The following is a 17,593-nucleotide window of genomic DNA, read 5'->3' on the forward strand; positions in this document are numbered from 1 at the left end:
GGTGCGCCGCTTCAATCTCTCCGAGTGGGCGCTGGCCAACCGACCCCTGGTGTTGTTCGCGATGCTGGCGTTCGCGCTGATCGGCGCGTGGTCGTACAAGCATCTGGGCCAGTCCGAGGATCCACCGTTCACCTTCAAGGCGATGGTGGTGCGCACGCTGTGGCCGGGTGCCACCGCCGAACAGGTCTCGCGACAGGTGACCGAGCCGCTCGAGAAGGCGTTGATGAACACCGGCGAGTACGAGTTCATCCGCTCGTATTCGCGGCCAGGTGAGTCGCAGATCATCTTCATGGCGCGCGACAGCCTGCGTTCCAAGCAGATCCCCGACCTCTGGTACCAGGTGCGCAAACGCGTGGGCGACATCCGCCCGACGCTGCCGCGCGAAATCGTCGGCCCGTTCTTCAACGATGAGTTCGGCGATACCTACGGGAACATCTATGCGTTGACCGGCAAGGGCTTCGACTATGCGGTGATGCGTGATTACGCCGACCGCATCCAGCTGGAACTGCAGCGCGTGCCCGACGTCGGCAAGATCGACCTGGTCGGCCTGCAGGACGAGAAGGTGTGGATCGAGCTGTCCAACACTCGTCTGGCGACGCTGGGCGTGTCGATGCAGCAGGTGCAGCAGGCACTGGCCGACCAGAATGCGGTGACCGGCACCAGCTTCTTCGAGACCGCTACCGATCGCGTGCAGCTGCGCGTGACCGGCCAGTTCAACGACATCGAAGCGATCCGCCAGTTCCCGATCCGCGCCGGTGACCGCACCGTGCACCTGGGCGACATCGCCGAGGTCAAGCGTGGCTTCGCCGATCCGGCGTCGCCGAAGATGCGCTTCATGGGTGAAGAGGCGATTGGGCTGGCGGTGGCGATGAAGGATGGCGGTGACATCCTCAAGCTCGGCGCCAACCTCGATGCCGAGTTCGAACGCCTGCAGAAGACCCTGCCGGCCGGTATGCAGCTGCGCAAAGTGTCCGACCAGCCGCAGTCGGTGGAAGAGTCGGTCGGCGAGTTCGTGCAGGTACTGACCGAGGCGGTGGTGATCGTGCTGCTGGTCAGCTTCTTCTCGCTGGGCCTGCGCACCGGTCTGGTGGTGGGCGTGACCATCCCGCTGGTGCTGGCGATGACGTTCTTCGTCATGCACTACTTCGACATCGGCCTGCACAAGATCTCGCTGGGCGCACTGGTGCTGGCGCTGGGCCTGCTGGTGGACGATGCGATCATCGCGGTGGAGATGATGGCCACCAAGATGGAACAGGGTTACGACCGCCTGCGCGCGGCCAGTTTTGCCTGGGAATCAACTGCGTTCCCGATGCTGACCGGTACGCTGATCACGGCGGCCGGCTTCCTGCCGATCGCTACCGCGGCATCGAGCACCGGTGAGTACACCCGCTCGCTGTTCCAGGTGGTGACCATCGCGCTGGTGGTGTCGTGGATCGCGGCGGTGCTGTTCATCCCGTACCTGGGCGACAAGATGCTGCCGGACCTGTTCAATCCGCAGCCGCCGAAGCCGGGCAGCCTGTCCGCGCGCTGGCATGCCAAGCGCCAGCAGTGGGCCGACCGCTACCCGGCGCTGGCCAACCTGATCGCGCCGCCGCAGCACGGGCATGACCATGATCCGTACCAGCGCCCGTTCTACCGCAGTTTCCGTCGCTTCCTCGATGGCTGCCTGCGTCACCGCTGGTGGGTGATCGCCGCGACCATCGCGCTGTTCGTGTTCTCGCTGATGATGTTCCGCTTCGTGCCGCAGCAGTTCTTCCCGGATTCGACCCGGCCGGAATTGATGGTGGACATCGAGCTGGCCGAGGGCGCGTCGCTGCGCTCGACCCAGGCCCAGGCCGAGGAGCTGGAGAAGCTGCTGTCCAGCCGCGAGGGCATTGCCAACTACGTCTCCTACGTGGGCACCGGTTCGCCGCGCTTCTACCTGCCGCTGGACCAGCAGCTGCCGGCCACCAACTTCGCCCAGTTCGTGGTGCTGGCCAAGGACATCAAATCGCGCGAAAGCACCCGTGACTGGCTGCTGCACGAAGTGATTCCGAAGTTCCCGGACGTGCAGATGCGCGTGACCCGCCTGGAGAACGGCCCGCCGGTCGGCTATCCGGTGCAGATGCGTATTTCCGGCGAGCACATCGAGAAGGTGCAGGCGATCGCGCGCCAGGTCGAAGCCAAGGTGCGTGAGAACCCACACGTGATGAACGTGAACCTGGACTGGAGCGAGCCGAGCAAGGTAGTGCGGCTGGTGATCGACCAGGAGCGCGCCCGCGCGCTGGGCGTGAGCAGTGCCCAGGTCAGCCAGTTCCTGTCCAGTTCGCTGGCTGGGCAGTCGGTGAGCGTGTACCGCGAAGGCAACCGCCAGATCGAGATGCTGCTGCGTGGCCCGGCCGATGAGCGCAACCAGCTGGAGCTGCTGTCCAGCCTGTCGATGCCGACCGCCAACGGCGGCAGCATCACGCTGTCGCAGGTGGCGACGATGGAGTATGGCTTTGAGGACGGCATCATCTGGCACCGCAACCGGTTGCCGACGGTGACCGTGCGTGCCGACATCAGCGACGGCATGCAGCCGCTGGACGTGGTGCACCAGATCCTGCCGACGCTGGACGGGATCCGCGCTGAACTGCCCAGTGGCTACCTGCTGGAGACCGGCGGTACGGTGGAGGATTCGGCCCGTGGCCAGAACTCGATCAAGGCCGGCATGCCGCTGTTCCTGGTGGTGGTGGCCACGCTGCTGATGCTGCAGCTGCGCAGCTTCTCGCGTGCAGCGATGGTGCTGGTGACCGCGCCGCTGGGCATCATCGGCGCGACCCTGTTCCTGCTGCTGTTCCGGGCGCCGTTCGGCTTCGTCGCGCTGCTGGGCACGATCGCACTGGCCGGCATGATCATGCGCAACTCGGTGATCCTGATCGACCAGATCCAGCAGGACATCGATGCCGGGCATGACCGCTGGCATTCGATCATCGATGCCACGGTGCGCCGTTTCCGCCCGATCGTGCTGACCGCGCTGGCGGCGGTGCTGGCGATGATTCCGCTGTCGCGCAGTGCGTTCTATGGCTCGATGGCGATTTCGATCATGGGTGGCCTGATCGTGGGCACGGTGCTGACCCTGGTGTTCCTGCCGGCGCTGTACGCGGCGTGGTTCCGGGTGAAGCCGGACGAATCCGGGGCATAACGCCCCGGGTTCTACGGCCACCGCCTCTGGTAGGTGCCAACCTTGGTTGGCACTGCGGCTTGCATCCACGCATGGCCCGGATTGATCTGCTCGCGGGATCTGCTTTCTGTAGAGCCGAGCCATGCTCGGCTGCTCTTCGCGCGATGACGGGATGAGTCGAGCATGGCTCGACGCTACAGAAGCATCTACGCATGGCGTGGAGCTACTGCAGCTGCAGGCCGCTCCGCAGCACCGGCAGCAGCCATTCGATGAACACCTGCACGCGCAGCGCACGGTGGTGCCGATGCGGTTGCAACAGAGTCACCGGCAACGGCTGCGCCACATACTGCGGCATCACTTCCACCAGTTCGCCGGATTGCAGTTCCGCCTGCACGTCGTAGCGCGGAATCTGCAGCAAGCCCAGCCCGGCTACGCAGCACGCGATCGACGCCTCGGCGCTGTTCACCCGCACCCAGCCGGGCATTGGCAGCGTGCGCAGCTGGCCGCCGTCCTGCCACTCCCACGGTTCCACCCGTGCCGTGGTCGGCGACGCATAGTTCACCGCGCGGTGCTGCTGCAGGTCGGCAGGATGCTGCGGTACACCATGCTCGCGCAGGTAGGCCGGCGCGGCGACGTTGACGAAGTCGAGTTGTCCCAGTGTGCGCGCCACCAGGCTGGAGTCACCCAGCTGACCGACCCGCAGCACCGCATCGCAACCGTCTTCGATCAGGTTCACCGCGCGGTCGGTCATGCCCAGGTCGACTTCCACCTGCGGATACTGCGCGAAGAACCCTGGCAGCGCCGGAGCGATGATGCGACGGCCGATGCGACTGGGCACGTCGATCTTCAGCAAACCGACCGGTTGCGCGTCGTCTTGCCGGAACAGCGATTCAGTGTCTTCGACTTCGGCGATCAGGCGCAGGCAGCGGGCATGGAACACGTCGCCATCATGGGTGGTGGACACCCGGCGGGTCGAGCGCTGCAGCAGGCGGGTGCCGAGCCGCTGCTCCAGCTCCGCAATGGCTGCCGAGACGGTGGAGCGGGGTAGGCCGAGCTGGTCGGCGGCGCGGGTGAAGCTGGCGCACTCCACCACCCGGGTGAAGATGCGGAAGCGATCGATCCGGTCCATTGTTCGCTGGCTCTGGAAAGTTAAGTCAATGTGGCGGGCTTTATCCGCATTTTCTGCACGATATCGTCGTCAGGGCAGGGTTGCCACCCCGGGCAGCCTCCTCCCCGAGACCGAAGCCATGACCGACCATTCCCTCAAGGGCAAGACCGTGCTGATCGCTGGTGGCGCCAAGAACCTGGGCGGCCTGATCGCCCGCGACTTCGCTGCACAGGGCGCCAAAGCCATCGTCATCCACTACAACAGCGCCGCCACCCAGGCCGATGCAGAGGCGACCGTCGCCGCCGTGCAGGCCGCCGGCAGCAAGGCGGTGGCCCTGCAGGGGGACCTGACCTCGGCGGCAGCGATGGAGCGCTTGTTCGCCGATGCCGCGGCCGCAGTCGGCCGTCCCGACATCGCCATCAATACGGTCGGCAAGGTATTGAAGAAACCGCTGCTGGACATCAGCGAAGCGGAGTACGACGAGATGAGCGCGGTCAACGCCAAGGCGGCGTTCTTCTTCCTCAAGGAAGCCGGCCGCCACGTCAACGACGGTGGTCGCATCTGCACCCTGGTCACCTCATTGCTGGGTGCCTACACGCCGTTCTATTCCAGCTACGCCGGTACCAAGGCGCCAGTCGAGCACTTCACCCGCGCGGCGTCGAAGGAGTTCGGTGAGCGCGGCATTTCGGTGACCGCGATCGGCCCTGGTCCGATGGACACGCCGTTCTTCTACCCGGCCGAGAGCGCCGATGCGCAGGCGTATCACAAGACCGCGGCGGCGCTGTCGGCGTTCACCCGCACCGGCCTGACCTATATCACCGATATCGTGCCGTGGATCCGCTTCCTGGTCACCGATGGCTGGTGGATGACCGGGCAGACCATCCTGGTCAATGGTGGGTACACCACCAAATAATGCAGCCACGCATGGCGTGGCTGCCCGCTACCTGTAGCGTCGAGCCATGCTCGACGGCTGCTGAATGAGCCGGGCATGGCTCGGCTCTACAGGCGTTGCCCGATGGGTCAGCGCAGCTTGGCCAGCACCGCGTCGGTGGCTGCAGCGGTGCTCACGGCCTGGCCCTTGGCGGCCAGGTCGGCAGTGAACACCCCATCATCCAGCACCGCATGCACGGCCGCTTCCACCGCGGCGGCTTCGGCTTCCAGGCCCAGCGAATGGCGCAGCAGCATCGCCGCGCTGAAGATCGTTGCGTACGGATTGGCGATGCCCTTGCCGGCGATGTCCGGGGCCGAACCGTGGATGGGCTCGTAGATGCCCACCGCGCCCGGCTCACCCAGCGAGGCCGACGGCAGCAGGCCCAGCGAGCCGGCCAGCATCGAGGCTTCATCGGTGAGGATGTCGCCGAACATGTTCTCGGTCACGATCACGTCGTACTCGCGCGGCTTGGCCAGCAGGTGCATGGCCATCGAATCGACCAGCTGGTGCTCCAGGGCAACGTCCGGGAACTCCTCGCGGCCGATGCGCGCGGCGACGTCACGCCACAGGCGCGAGGTTTCCAGCACATTGGCCTTGTCCACCGAGGTGACCTTGCCGCGACGCTGCTGCGCCAGGCGGAAGGCACTGCGCAGCACGCGTTCGATCTCGGCCACGGTGTAGCGGCACAGGTCGCTGGCGCTGTCGGCGTCGCGGGTCTTGTCGCCGAAGTAGATGCCACCGGTCAGCTCGCGCACCACCACGAAGTCCACGCCCTGCAGCAGCTCGGCCTTGATCGGCGAGGCATGCAGCGCGGCTTCGTGGGTGCGCACCGGGCGCAGGTTGGCGTACAGGCCCAGCGCCTTGCGGATCGCCAGCAGGCCCTGCTCGGGGCGCACCTTGGCGTTCGGGTCGGACCACTTCGGGCCGCCAACCGCGCCCAGCAGCACGGCGTTGGCGGCCTGGCAGGCAGTCAACGTGGAGGCGGGCAGCGGTTCGCCATGACGGTCGATGGCGATGCCGCCGATGTCGTGCTCGCTGAAGGTGAAGGTGTGGTTGAAGCGTCCGGCGACGGCCTTCAGGACGGCCACTGCCGCGGCGGCCACTTCCGGGCCGATGCCATCACCGGGCAGGACAACAATCTCAGCGTGCATGCTCACTCTCGTAACGTTCGATTTCAGGGACACGGCCCAACAGATACCCCAACTGGTCGACGCCTTCCAGCAGGCAGGTCTGCGAGAAGCCATCCAGCGGGAAGGAATAGACGCGGCCATCGGGCGTGTGCAGTTCGCGCGCAGCCACGTCGATGGTCAGCTCATCGTCCGGGCGCTGCATCAGCGCCTGCACGTCGGCCTCGTCCAGCACGATCGGCAGCAGGCCGTTCTTCAGCGAGTTGCCGCGGAAGATATCTGCGATCTCGCTGCTGACGATGGCACGCAGGCCCAGGTCGGTCAGTGCCCACGGCGCATGCTCGCGCGAGGAACCGCAGCCGAAGTTGCGGCCCGCCAGCAGGATGCTGCGGCCGGCGTTGTGCGGCTGGTTGAAGGCGAAGTCAGCCACCGGCGAACCGTCGGCCTGCCAGCGCCAGTCATTGAAGGCGTTGCGGCCCAGGCCGGCACGTTCGGTGGTGGACAGGAACCGCGCCGGGATGATCTGGTCGGTGTCGATGTTGGTCTGGCGCAGCACCACACTGGCCGAGGTCAGGGTACGGAAACCGGCCATCACGCCACCTCCTGTGCGAACAGTTCGCGGGTATCGGCAACGTGCCCGTTCACAGCGGCCCACGCCGCGCTCATCGGCGACGCCAGCAGCGTGCGCGAACCGGGGCCCTGGCGGCCTTCGAAATTGCGGTTGCTGGTGCTCACGGCCAGCTGGCCGGGTGCGACCAGATCGCCGTTCATGGCGATGCACATCGAGCAGCCCGGCTCACGCCACTCGGCACCGGCCGCGCGCACGATTTCGTGGATGCCTTCGGCCTCGGCCTCGCGCTTGACGATCTCCGAGCCCGGCACCACCAGCATGCGCACGCGGTCAGCGACGCGGCGGCCGCGCAGGACCTTTGCGACTTCGCGCATGTCGCTCAGGCGGCCATTGGTGCACGAACCGACGAACACCACGTCCACCGGCGTTCCGGCCAGCGCCTTGCCCGCCTGGAAGTGCATGTAGTCCAGGCCCTTCTGTGCGGCGGCATCGTTGGCCGCCGGAATCGGCGCGTCCACTGCGATGGCCGTGCCCGGATGGGTGCCCCAGGTCAGGGTCGGGCGGATGTCGGCGGCGTGGATGTGCACTTCGCTGTCGAAGCGTGCGCCGTCATCGCTGCGCAGCTGCTGCCAGCGCGCCACGGCAGCGTCGAAGTCGGCGCCCTTGGGGCCGCGCGGCGTGCGGGCGACGAAGTCGAAGGTGACCTGGTCCGGCGCCACCATGCCGGCACGCGCGCCGGCTTCGATCGACATGTTGCACAGGGTCATGCGCTGTTCCATGTCCATCGCTTCGATGGTGCTGCCACGGAACTCGATGACGTGGCCGGTGCCACCGTTGACGCCGATCACGCCGATGATGTGCAGCACCACGTCCTTGGCACCGACGCCTGGCGCCAATGGGCCATCAACGGTGATGGCAAAGGTCTTGGCCTTGCGCTGCAGCAGGCACTGCGTGGCCAGCACGTGGCCGACTTCGCTGGTGCCGATGCCGAAGGCCAGCGAACCGAACGCACCATGGGTGGAGGTGTGACTGTCGCCGCAGACGATGGTCATGCCCGGCTGGGTGAAGCCCTGTTCCGGCGCGATCACGTGGACGATGCCGCGGTTGTCCGAGGCCATGTCGAACAGCTCGATGCCATGCTCGGCGCAGTTGCGCGCCAGCGTGGCGACCTGTGCCTCGGAGGCGGCGCTGGCATAGGGCAGCGTGCCGTCAGCGGCGGCCGGCAGGGTCGGCGTGGAGTGGTCCATCGTCGCCTTGGTGCGGTCCGGGCGGCGCGGCGACAAGCCGCGCTCGCGCAGCTCGGTGAACGCCTGCGGCGAGGTCACCTCGTGGATCAGGTGCAGGTCGATGTACAGCACGGCGGGCGCGCTGTCGGATTCGGGAACCACCACGTGGGCGTCCCACAGTTTGTCGTACAGGGTGCGGGGTGCGGAAGTCATGCGTATGCCTGGCAGAAGTACGAAATAGCGAACATCAGTAAAGAAAGCGGAACGGTCAAGTCAGCGACGGCGGGCGAGCACGCGCAGCCGCACGTAGTCCGCCAGAGGCTGGCCGGCGGCATTGCGCGGCAGCTCGGCCAGCAGCGCGGTGGCGGCCTCGCGCACCGTAGCGCGTGCCTCGTCTGGCAGGTCGTCCAGCAGCGGCGCGGCGAAGACGCGCAGCCAGCCGGCCACGCCGGTCGGCAATGCCGTTGGGCGCGGCGTGCACTCGATCAGTTGCACCTGGAAGCCATGCTGGCGCAGGCGGTCGGCGTAGGCATCGGCCGTCGGGAAGTACCACTGGAAGGCGCTGGCGCCATGGCCGTGCGCCACGCGTGCGGCCTGCACGGCCGCGATGATCGTGGCCACGTTGCCATGGCCGCCGAACTCGGCGACGAAGCGGCCACCGGGGCGCAGCGCGCGGCGTACGCCTTCCAGCACGCGGTCCGGGGTGCCCATCCAATGCAGTGCCGCGTTGCTGAACACGGCATCGAACTCGCTGTCGAACGACAGTGCGTGGCCGTCCATCACCTGGGCATCGACACCGCGCGCGCGGGCGGCGATCACCAGTTCCGGCGAGGCATCCACGCCGTGGATGCGTGCGCCGCTCAGGGCCAGTTCGGTGCTGAGCACGCCATCGCCACAGCCCAGGTCGAGGATGCGCTCACCGGCGCGCGGGTCGAGCAGGCGCGAGACCGCGCCGCCGAGCAGCGGGACGAAGCCGGCGTCGATCGCATAGTCCTGGGCGTTCCACTGCTGGCCAGCGGCGCTGGCCGGGGTGAAGGTGTCGAAGGCGCTCATGGCGGGTTCCTCAGGCGGTGGCAGGGGTGGGAACGTCGGTGCTGTTGTGGGCGGTGGCCTGGCGCTGGCGCAGCAGGCGGTTGGCCACATCCAGCCAGGCCAGCGCGGAGGCTTCGATGATGTCCTTGCTGGTGCCGGTGCCGTCGTACTCCACGCCTTCGTGGCGCACGCTCAGGTTGGCCTCACCGCGCGCATCGGCGCCGATGCCGACGCTGTGCACGTGGTAGCTGTCCAGCATCAGCTGCACGCCGGTGGCGGCCGACAGCGCGCCGAACAGCGCATCGACCGGGCCATCGCCCTGCGCGGTCTCGGCCACGCGGTTGCCGTCCGGGTCGGACAGTTCGACCAGCGCGTTGGCGCGGCTGCCGACATCGCTGATGGTCATCGAGGCCAGGCGGTAGCCCTGCGCGTTGGAGCCGCCCTGCATCAACGTCTGCAGGTCGGCATCGGTGACCACGCGCTGCTGTTCGCACAGGCCCTTGAACTGCTCGAACACCAGTTTCAGTTCGTCTTCGTCCAGCCAGAAGCCCAGCGCACGCAGGCGCGCTTCAACAGCGGCGCGGCCACTGTGGCGGCCCAGCACCATCTGCGAGTCCTCCCAACCCACGTCTTCCGGGCGCATGATTTCGTAGGTACCGCGATGGCGCAGCATGCCGTGCTGGTGGATGCCCGATTCGTGGGCGAACGCGTTGGCGCCGACGATGGCCTTGTTGCGCTGTACCGGCATGCCGACCAGGCGCTGCAGCAACTGCGAGGTACCGACGATGCGCGGGGTGTTGATCGAACTGTCCTGCTCGTAGAAGGCCTGGCGTACCTTCAGCACCATGGCGATCTCTTCCAGCGAACAGTTGCCGGCGCGCTCGCCGATGCCGTTGACGGTGCACTCGACCTGGCGCGCGCCGCCTTCGATGGCGGCCAGCGAGTTGGCCACGGCCAGGCCCAGATCATTGTGGCAGTGCGCGCTGAAGATCACATTGGCGGCGTTCGGTACATCGGCGACGCCGGCGATGACCTGCTGGAACATCGCGCGGATTTCTTCCGGCGTAGTGAAGCCGACGGTGTCGGGCAGGTTGATGGTGGTGGCGCCGGCGGCGATCGCTACGCGCGAGACCTCGATCAGGTAATCCAGCTCGGTACGGGTGGCATCCTCGGCCGAGAATTCGACATCGTCGATGTAGGAACGCGCCAGCGCTACGTGCTTGCGTACCGACTCCAGGACCTGCTCGCGGGTCATCCGCAGCTTGTGCTCGCGATGCAGCGGGCTGGTCGACAGGAACACGTGCAGGCGCGGATTGGCGGCCGCTTCCAGGGCCCGTGCGGAAGTTTCGATGTCGGCCTGCAGGCAGCGCGACAGCACCGCCAGGCTCAGGCTCGGGCGGCGCAGTTCGCGGCCGATCAGCGCCATTGCCTCGCGGTCGGACTGCGAGCTGGCCGGGAAGCCGGTCTCGATGATGTCCACGCCCAGTTCGTCCAGCGCACGCGCCATCACCAGCTTCTGCGGCGGGCTCATGCTGCAGCCGGGGGACTGCTCACCGTCACGCAGGGTGGTGTCGAAGATGCGGATGCGCGGGGTGGTAATTCGTTCGATGGTGGTCACAGGGAAATCTCCTCGACAGCGGGCGTTGCGGCTTGCAGGTGGGAAGGGGGAGAGGTGGGGGAGGACGGCGCGCTGGCCCTGGCGGGCGAGCGGGGTGTTTCGCTGCGCCGTCGCCGCGGCTTGCGTGGCGGGCGCGGCCGGATGTCGGTGAGCAGGCCGGCCAGTACGCCGGCATCGATGTTGCCGCCGGACACCACCGCGCACTTGCGGCGGCCGGCGACGCGGCGGCCGGCAGCCAGCGCCAGCGCGCCGGCGCCCTCGGCGATGATGTGTTCTTCCAGCGCCAGCCGCACCAGGGTTTCGCGCAGCTCGGCTTCGCGCACGATCACCACGTCGTCCAGCAGCGATGTGCACAGGCGGCGGGTCAGGAAGCCGGGGATCTTCACTCGCACGCCATCGGCCAGCGAGGCGACGGGGGCAATCTCACGGACATCGCCACGGATCGCGCGCGCCATCGAGTCAACGCCTTCCACCTGTGCACCAACCACGCGCACGCCCTGTGATTTCAGCGCCAGGGCCACGCCGGAGGCCAGTCCACCGCCGCCGATCGGCACGATCACCACGTCAGGGGCATGCGCGGCCAGTTCGATGCCGACCGTGCCCTGGCCGGCGATCACGTCGGCATCATCGAACGCGGACAGGAAGCGGTAGCCGTGGCGCCGCGCCAGTTCGACCGCGAAGGCGTAGGCCTCGTCGTAGCTGTTGCCGTGCTGGCGCACGGTGGCGCCCCAATGGGCGACGCCGGCGATCTTGGTCGCCGGCGCGCCATGCGGCATCACCGTGATGGCCGGTACGTCCAGACGGTAGGCGGCCCAGGCCACGCCTTGGGCGTGGTTGCCGGCCGAGGCGCAGATCACCGGACGGGTGTCGCCGCGTTCGCGGCCGGCCAGCAGAGCGTTCAAGGCGCCGCGCACCTTGTAGGAACCGGTGCGCTGCAGGTTCTCCAGCTTCAGCCAGGTGCCGAAGCGCTCGGCATGGTGCAGCGGGGTGGGCGGCAGGAAGCGGCGCAGGCGGGCCTGCGCGGCCAGAACGTCGGCAACGCTTACGTCGCCGACATCGCTTTCCTGGCTGGCATCAGCGGCCGGCATGGGCCACCAGCGCGGTGCCGAAGACCGCCGCGTGCGGGCACGGGCGACGAAGAAGACGCCTCCGTACCGGCACCGTGGTCGCTACGGTACGGGTGTTCATGGCGATACTCCTTCCACGGCGGTGACCTGTACGGACACGCAGTCGTAGATCTTCTCGATCTGCCGGCACAGCGTTTCCGCCGGGCGCTGGCCATCCACCACCAGCTGCAGGTGCCAGCGGCCATCGTCGGCGGCCACCGGCGCACCGCTGATCGCACGCGGCGCGAAGCCGCGACGCTCGGCCATGCCGATCACGCGCAGCAGCGCGCCTTCGGCCGGGTGCAGCACCAGGTCAAGCCGGTATTGCATTGGGGGTCTCCTGGCGGGCATGGGCGGGGTTGCTTTCCAGCATCGTGCTGTTGGCGGTGTTCGGCGGCACCAGCGGCCACACGTTGGCGCGTGCATCGATGGCCACGTGCAGCAGTGCCGGGCCCGGTTCGGCCAGCAGCGCGGCCAGGCCGCCTTCCACGTCGTCGCGGTTGTCGACGCGGGTGGCGGCGATGCCGAACACCTGCGCCAATGCCACGAAGTCCGGGTTGTCGGACAGGTCGATCTCGCTGTAACGCTCGGCGAAGAACAGCTCCTGCCACTGCCGCACCATGCCCAGCGAACTGTTGTCCAGCAGCACGATCTTCACCGGCAGGCGGCAGCGGGCGATGGTCGCCAGCTCCTGCACGTTCATCATGAAGCTGCCATCGCCGGACACCAGCACCACGGTGCGGTCGGGGCAGGCGAACTGCGCGCCCATCGCCGCCGGCAGGCCGAAGCCCATGGTGCCCAGCGCGCCGCTGGTCAGGTGGTTGCGCGGGTGGTTGAAGCGGCAGTGCTGGGCCACCCACATCTGGTGCTGGCCGACATCGCAGGCGATCACCGCATCGGCCGGGGCCAGCTCGCTCAGGCGCTTCAGCAACGCCGGCGCGTAGATGTGCTGGCCGGGTGCATCGTAGCGGGCAGCGAAGCGATCGCGGTGCTGCGCGCAACGCTTGCGCCATGCATCCTGGTGGGCCCTGGGGGAGGGGAAGGCCGCACGCAGGGCACGGATGGCATGGCCGACATTGCCAGGCACGGCGACGTCGGCGCTGCGCAGCTTGGAGATCTCGTAAGCGTCCGCATCGATGTGGACGACGCGGGCGAATGGCGCGAACTCGGCCAGCTTGCCGGTGGCGCGGTCATCGAAGCGCGCCCCCAGCACCAGCAGCAGGTCGCTTTCCTGCACGGCCATGTTGGCCGCGCGGGTGCCATGCATGCCCAGCATGCCCAGCGACTGCGGATGGCTGGCCGGCAGCGCACCCAGGCCACGCAGGGTCATCACCGTGGGGATGGCGCTGGCCTCGACGAAGTCGCGCAGGTCCTGCACCGCATCACCCAGCGCGATGCCGCCACCGGCGTAGACCACCGGCTTCTCGGCCGCCGCCAGTGCGGCGATCGCCTCGGCGATGGCGGCCTCGGCCGGCGCCGGCGGCGGTTCGACGCTGCTGGGCACATGCACCGGCAGATGGCTGGCATCGGCCAGCTGCACATCCTTGGGCAGGTCGATCAGCACCGGGCCGGGACGGCCCTCGCGGGCGATGCGGAAGGCATCGGCCACCACGCGCGGCAGATCATCGACGCTGCGCACCAGCCAGCTGTGCTTGACGATCGGCATCGTCAGGCCGAACACATCCAGTTCCTGGAAGGCGTCGGTGCCCAGCAGCGGCGTGCCGACCTGGCCGGTGATGCAGACCATCGGCACCGAATCCAGCATCGCGTCGGCAATGCCGGTGACCAGATTCGAGGCGCCGGGGCCGGAGGTGGCCACGCAGACGCCGACCTGGCCGCTGGCGCGGGCGAAGCCATTGGCCGCCAGCGCTGCACCCTGCTCGTGGCGCACCAGGATGTGCTTCAGCGACGAATCCACCAGCGCGTCGTAGAACGGCATGATGGTGCCGCCGGGATAGCCGAACAGCGTGCGGACGCCCTCGGCCTCCAGCGCCTGGGTCAGCCAGCGCGCGCCGTTGGGCGGCGCGCTGCGGTGTGTGGGAGAGTTCATGGGGGACCTTGCAGAGCGGGTGGGGGTGCCGCGTTGTTACGCGGCTTGACCTTGCAACCAGACCATCTTGGCGCGCAGTTCCTTGCCTACCTTCTCGATCGGGTGTTCCAGGTCGGCCTGCTTGAACTTGTTGTAGTTCGGCAGGCCCGCTTCGTACTCGGCCACCCAGTTCTTGGTGAAGGTACCGTCCTGGATGTCCTTCAGCACTTCCTTCATGCGTGCCTTGGTGCCGGCATCGATCACGCGCGGGCCGCTGACGTAGTCGCCGTACTGCGCGGTTTCGGAGATGAATTCCAGCATGCGCGAGATGCCACCTTCGTAGAACAGGTCCACGATCAGCTTCAGTTCGTGCAGTACTTCGTAATAGGCGATCTCCGGCTGGTAGCCGGCTTCGACCAGGGTCTCGAAACCGGCCTGCACCAGCGCCGAGGCGCCGCCACACAGCACCGCCTGCTCACCGAACAGATCGGTCTCGGTTTCTTCCTTGAAAGTGGTCTGGATCAGGTTGGCGCGGGCGCCGCCGAGGCCGGCTGCATAGGCCAGGGCGTACTCAGCCGCCTTGCCGCTCTTGTCCTGGTAGACCGCCCAGATGCACGGCACGCCACGGCCGATTTCATACTCGCGGCGGACCAGCGCGCCCGGGCCCTTCGGTGCGACCAGTACCACGTCGAGATCGTCACGCGGCTTGATCATGTCGAAATGAACGTTCAGGCCGTGCGCGAACAACAGCACCGCACCCTGCTTCATGTTCGGCGCCAGCACGTCGTCGTACAGCTTCTTCTGCACCATGTCCGGGGTCAGCACGGCAACCAGGTCGGCATCCTTCACTGCATCGGCCGGGGCCTTGACGGTGAAGCCATCGGCCTGTGCCTTGACCTCGGTCGGGCCGCCCGGACGCAGGCCTACCACCACGTCGAAGCCGGATTCGCGCAGGTTCAGTGCGTGGGCGCGGCCCTGGCTGCCGTAGCCGATGACGGCGATCTTGGTCTGGGGCAGGTCGTTGGTGCTCATGGGGGAGGTTCCTTGCGGTGGGAAGAAAAAAGAACGGCCGGTCGTCGAAGGTGACGTGCCGGCCGGTCAGGGGAAAGCGGTGGAGGAGGCGCCATGCGTCGCACAGGCACAGCCGCTACGAGGCGTCGTGGCGGTGCTGGTCCAGGTTTTGAAGTTGGCGTTGTTCATGGTGGTTGCGTCTGAAACCAGGTCCTGAAATGAAAAAACCCGCACCGGGGCGGGTGCGGGTTTTGATGAGTTCCGGTGTGTTTGTTGCTTACACGCTGGCTCGTCCCGCACCTGTTGGCTGGGTAATAAGTACGAGCACAAGAATCGAACGCAGCGAGGCGGCGCCGGTGTCGGCGGCTTCAATGTGGGTTCGCGGTGGCGTGTTGTGATGCAACATGTGATCGAGAGAAACACAGCCATTTCGGCGCTGTCAACCCTCGCGACGGATTTTCTATCGGTTTCCGGCGCATCCCGCGCAATCGCTTGCGGCACAAGGATGGTTGCTGCTGAAAGTGTTTCGGTGAACCCGAATTCACTCCTTTCAGAGCGGTTTTTGCGCGGATTCCGGGCTGTTTTCGCCTTGGTGGGTGCGGACCTGGGGCCGCACCCACCGAAAGACCATCGCCCATGACCTCTGCCCGATACCGCGTGAAGGCCGCAGCGGCGAAGATCGGAGCACCACCCTTCCATCGGAACCCGACCGTGTCCCGACGCCTTGCCCGTTCCCTGCTCGCCACCGCCGTGCTCGCCGCCATGCCTGCACTGTCCTTCGCCGCCGACCGCATTGCCGGCCAGACCTTCGCCACCCGTTCGGAGGTGATCGCCCCGCACGCGATGGCCGCCACCTCGCAGCCGCTGGCCACCCAGATCGCGCTGGACGTGATGAAGGGCGGCGGTTCGGCAGTGGACGCTGCGATTGCCGCCAACGCCGCGCTCGGCCTGATGGAGCCCACCGGCAACGGCATCGGCGGCGACCTGTTCGCCATCGTCTGGGACCCGAAGACGCAGAAGCTCTATGGCTACAACGGCTCGGGCCGCTCGCCGAAATCGCTCACCCTGGCCGAGTTCCAGCGCCGTGGCCTGAAGGACATTCCGGCCACCGGCCCGCTGCCGGTGTCGGTGCCCGGCGCGGTCGATGGCTGGTTCGCGCTGCACGAACGCTTCGGCCGCAAGCCAATGGCCGACAACCTCGCGCCGGCCATCCGCTATGCCCGCGAAGGGCACCCGGTGGCCGAAGTGATCGCGTACTACTGGGACCGCTCGGTGCCGAAGTTGTCGCAGTACCCGGGCTTCAAGGAGCAGTTCACGATCAACGGGCACGCCCCGCGCAAGGGTGAGATGTGGAAGAACCCGAACCTGGCCAGCACCCTGCAGAAGATCGCCGACGGCGGCCGCGACGCCTTCTACAAAGGTGACATCGCCCGCACGATCGGTGATTATTTCAAGGCCAACGGTGGCTACCTGAGTTACCAGGATATGGCCGACCACCATGGTGAATGGGTCGAGCCGGTCAGCAGCAACTACCGTGGCTACGACGTGTGGGAACTGCCGCCGAACAGCCAGGGCATCGCTGCGCTGCAGATACTCAACGTGCTGGAAGGCTACGATTTCTCGAAGATCCCGTTCGGTTCACCGGAGCATGTGCACCTGTTCGTTGAAGCGAAGAAGCTGGCCTTCGCCGACCGTGCACGCTTCTACGCCGACATGGCATTCCAGCCGGCACCGGTGCAGAAGCTGATTTCCAAGGAATACGCCGCGCAGCGCCGCGCGCTGATCTCGATGGACAAGGCGTTGAAGGAAGTGCAGCCGGGCACGCCGAAGCAGCTGGAGGAGGGCGACACGATCTACATGACCGTGGCCGATGCCGACGGCATGATGGTGTCGCTGATCCAGTCCAACTACCGCGGCATGGGCAGTGGCATGGCGCCGCCGGGGCTGGGCTTCATCCTGCAGGACCGTGGCGAGATGTTCGTATTGCAGAAGAATCATCCCAACGGTTATGCGCCGGGCAAGCGCCCGTTCCAGACCATCATTCCGGCCTTCATCACCAAGGGTGGCAAGCCGTACGCCAGCTTCGGCGTGATGGGCGGCGCGATGCAGCCGCAGGGCCACGCGCAGATCGTGATGAACCTGGTGGACTTCGGGATGAACCTGCAGGAAGCAGGTGACGCACCGCGCATCCAGCACGACGGTTCCACTGAGCCGACCGGTCAGGCGACGGCGATGACCGACGGCGGCGAAGTGAATCTGGAAACCGGCTTCCCGTATGAAACGGTGCGCGCGCTGATGCGCAAGGGACATCGCATCGTGTTCGCCGACGGCCCGTATGGCGGGTACCAGGCGATCATGCGTGATCCCGAGACCGGGGTGTATTACGGCGCGTCGGAGAGCCGCAAGGATGGGCAGGCGGCGGGGTATTGAGGTTTTCCGGCCACCGGGCTGAGCCCCCCTGCGGTGGTGGTTCGTGGAAGCGGGATCATGTGATTGGGCCGGGCGGGTGGGCTGTTCGGGGGGCGCCGTGAATCCGTCCCTGGAGGCTTGGCAGCCGCTTGCTCGTGTGCGCTGTCCTGCGCACACGGCAAGACCGGGGTTGGGCGTCCTGCCCAACCCGCCCGAGGCATGCCTCGGGCCCATGCGGCTGACACCCCCGCCCAGCCCACCCGCCCAGCCCACCCGCCCAGCC

At 67.2% G+C, this 17,593-nt stretch carries 13 protein-coding genes; 3 read left to right on the top strand and 10 right to left on the bottom strand.

Annotated features, from left to right (window positions below):
* The first annotated feature begins 1 nt into the window (after position 1).
* Positions 2-3,163, top strand: coding sequence for an efflux RND transporter permease subunit (locus tag AC5P8D_RS14275; RefSeq protein ID WP_495203421.1), 3,162 nt, complete (start codon positions 2-4; stop codon positions 3,161-3,163).
* Between the two features lie 202 nt (positions 3,164-3,365).
* Here the strand turns inward: AC5P8D_RS14275 and AC5P8D_RS14280 are convergent, their stop codons facing one another.
* The gene (locus AC5P8D_RS14280; RefSeq protein WP_053443487.1) at positions 3,366-4,271 is read right to left on the bottom strand and encodes a LysR family transcriptional regulator; all 906 of its coding nucleotides are present in this window, start codon (positions 4,269-4,271) and stop codon (positions 3,366-3,368) included.
* A gap of 118 nt (positions 4,272-4,389) precedes the next feature.
* Between AC5P8D_RS14280 and AC5P8D_RS14285 the strand changes: the two genes are divergently transcribed.
* Positions 4,390-5,163 carry an SDR family oxidoreductase gene (locus AC5P8D_RS14285; protein WP_495203422.1) on the top strand — a complete coding sequence of 258 codons (774 nt, stop codon included), beginning with the start codon at positions 4,390-4,392 and terminating at the stop codon, positions 5,161-5,163.
* 107 nt (positions 5,164-5,270) lie between these two features.
* Here AC5P8D_RS14285 and leuB read toward each other — a convergent pair whose 3' ends face one another.
* The 9 genes from leuB to ilvC all read right to left on the bottom strand — a co-directional run bounded on the left by leuB (position 5,271) and on the right by ilvC (position 14,922).
* Complete coding sequence (gene leuB, locus AC5P8D_RS14290) at positions 5,271-6,332, bottom strand: 3-isopropylmalate dehydrogenase (RefSeq protein WP_248853945.1); 1,062 nt, start codon at positions 6,330-6,332, stop codon at positions 5,271-5,273.
* Complete coding sequence (gene leuD, locus AC5P8D_RS14295) at positions 6,322-6,900, bottom strand: 3-isopropylmalate dehydratase small subunit (RefSeq protein ID WP_049413324.1); 579 nt, start codon at positions 6,898-6,900, stop codon at positions 6,322-6,324. The genes leuB and leuD overlap by 11 nt, the downstream gene beginning before the upstream one ends.
* The gene (leuC, locus tag AC5P8D_RS14300; RefSeq protein WP_010480774.1) at positions 6,900-8,318 is read right to left on the bottom strand and encodes a 3-isopropylmalate dehydratase large subunit; all 1,419 of its coding nucleotides are present in this window, start codon (positions 8,316-8,318) and stop codon (positions 6,900-6,902) included. The genes leuD and leuC overlap by 1 nt, the downstream gene beginning before the upstream one ends.
* Before the next feature lie 60 nt (positions 8,319-8,378).
* Positions 8,379-9,158 (bottom strand): class I SAM-dependent methyltransferase, encoded by a 780-nt coding sequence (locus AC5P8D_RS14305; protein WP_100446692.1) that lies wholly within the window; start codon positions 9,156-9,158, stop codon positions 8,379-8,381.
* A gap of 10 nt (positions 9,159-9,168) precedes the next feature.
* Positions 9,169-10,755: a 2-isopropylmalate synthase gene (locus AC5P8D_RS14310; RefSeq protein WP_019338809.1), complete on the bottom strand. Its 1,587-nt coding sequence runs from the start codon at positions 10,753-10,755 to the stop codon at positions 9,169-9,171.
* Positions 10,752-11,843: a threonine dehydratase gene (locus AC5P8D_RS14315; RefSeq protein ID WP_057503970.1), complete on the bottom strand. Its 1,092-nt coding sequence runs from the start codon at positions 11,841-11,843 to the stop codon at positions 10,752-10,754. The genes AC5P8D_RS14310 and AC5P8D_RS14315 overlap by 4 nt, the downstream gene beginning before the upstream one ends.
* A 96-nt stretch (positions 11,844-11,939) precedes the next feature.
* Positions 11,940-12,191, bottom strand: a complete 252-nt coding sequence (locus AC5P8D_RS14320) for an ACT domain-containing protein (RefSeq protein WP_005410947.1) — start codon at positions 12,189-12,191, stop codon at positions 11,940-11,942.
* Positions 12,175-13,911, bottom strand: a complete 1,737-nt coding sequence (gene ilvG, locus AC5P8D_RS14325) for an acetolactate synthase 2 catalytic subunit (RefSeq protein WP_043400196.1) — start codon at positions 13,909-13,911, stop codon at positions 12,175-12,177. The genes AC5P8D_RS14320 and ilvG overlap by 17 nt, the downstream gene beginning before the upstream one ends.
* Before the next feature lie 36 nt (positions 13,912-13,947).
* Positions 13,948-14,922, bottom strand: a complete 975-nt coding sequence (ilvC, locus tag AC5P8D_RS14330; RefSeq protein ID WP_010480761.1) for a ketol-acid reductoisomerase — start codon at positions 14,920-14,922, stop codon at positions 13,948-13,950.
* A 615-nt stretch (positions 14,923-15,537) separates the two neighbouring features.
* Between ilvC and ggt the strand changes: the two genes are divergently transcribed.
* Entirely contained in the window at positions 15,538-17,331 is a 1,794-nt protein-coding gene (ggt, locus tag AC5P8D_RS14335; RefSeq protein WP_049413316.1) for a gamma-glutamyltransferase, read from the top strand.
* Positions 17,332-17,593: the final 262 nt, after the last annotated feature.

Source organism: Stenotrophomonas sp. YJH_SMC_101-4, from assembly GCF_059370395.1.

Coding starts and splice junctions, on each gene's coding strand:
- AC5P8D_RS14280 (WP_053443487.1), bottom strand. CDS start 4,271: ATGGACCGGATCGATCGCTTCCGCATCTTCACCCGGGTGGTGGAGTGC.
- AC5P8D_RS14285 (WP_495203422.1), top strand. CDS start 4,390: ATGACCGACCATTCCCTCAAGGGCAAGACCGTGCTGATCGCTGGTGGC.
- leuB (WP_248853945.1), bottom strand. CDS start 6,332: ATGCACGCTGAGATTGTTGTCCTGCCCGGTGATGGCATCGGCCCGGAA.
- leuD (WP_049413324.1), bottom strand. CDS start 6,900: ATGGCCGGTTTCCGTACCCTGACCTCGGCCAGTGTGGTGCTGCGCCAG.
- leuC (WP_010480774.1), bottom strand. CDS start 8,318: ATGACTTCCGCACCCCGCACCCTGTACGACAAACTGTGGGACGCCCAC.
- AC5P8D_RS14305 (WP_100446692.1), bottom strand. CDS start 9,158: ATGAGCGCCTTCGACACCTTCACCCCGGCCAGCGCCGCTGGCCAGCAG.
- AC5P8D_RS14315 (WP_057503970.1), bottom strand. CDS start 11,843: ATGCCGGCCGCTGATGCCAGCCAGGAAAGCGATGTCGGCGACGTAAGC.
- AC5P8D_RS14320 (WP_005410947.1), bottom strand. CDS start 12,191: ATGCAATACCGGCTTGACCTGGTGCTGCACCCGGCCGAAGGCGCGCTG.
- ilvG (WP_043400196.1), bottom strand. CDS start 13,911: ATGAACTCTCCCACACACCGCAGCGCGCCGCCCAACGGCGCGCGCTGG.
- ilvC (WP_010480761.1), bottom strand. CDS start 14,922: ATGAGCACCAACGACCTGCCCCAGACCAAGATCGCCGTCATCGGCTAC.
- ggt (WP_049413316.1), top strand. CDS start 15,538: ATGACCTCTGCCCGATACCGCGTGAAGGCCGCAGCGGCGAAGATCGGA.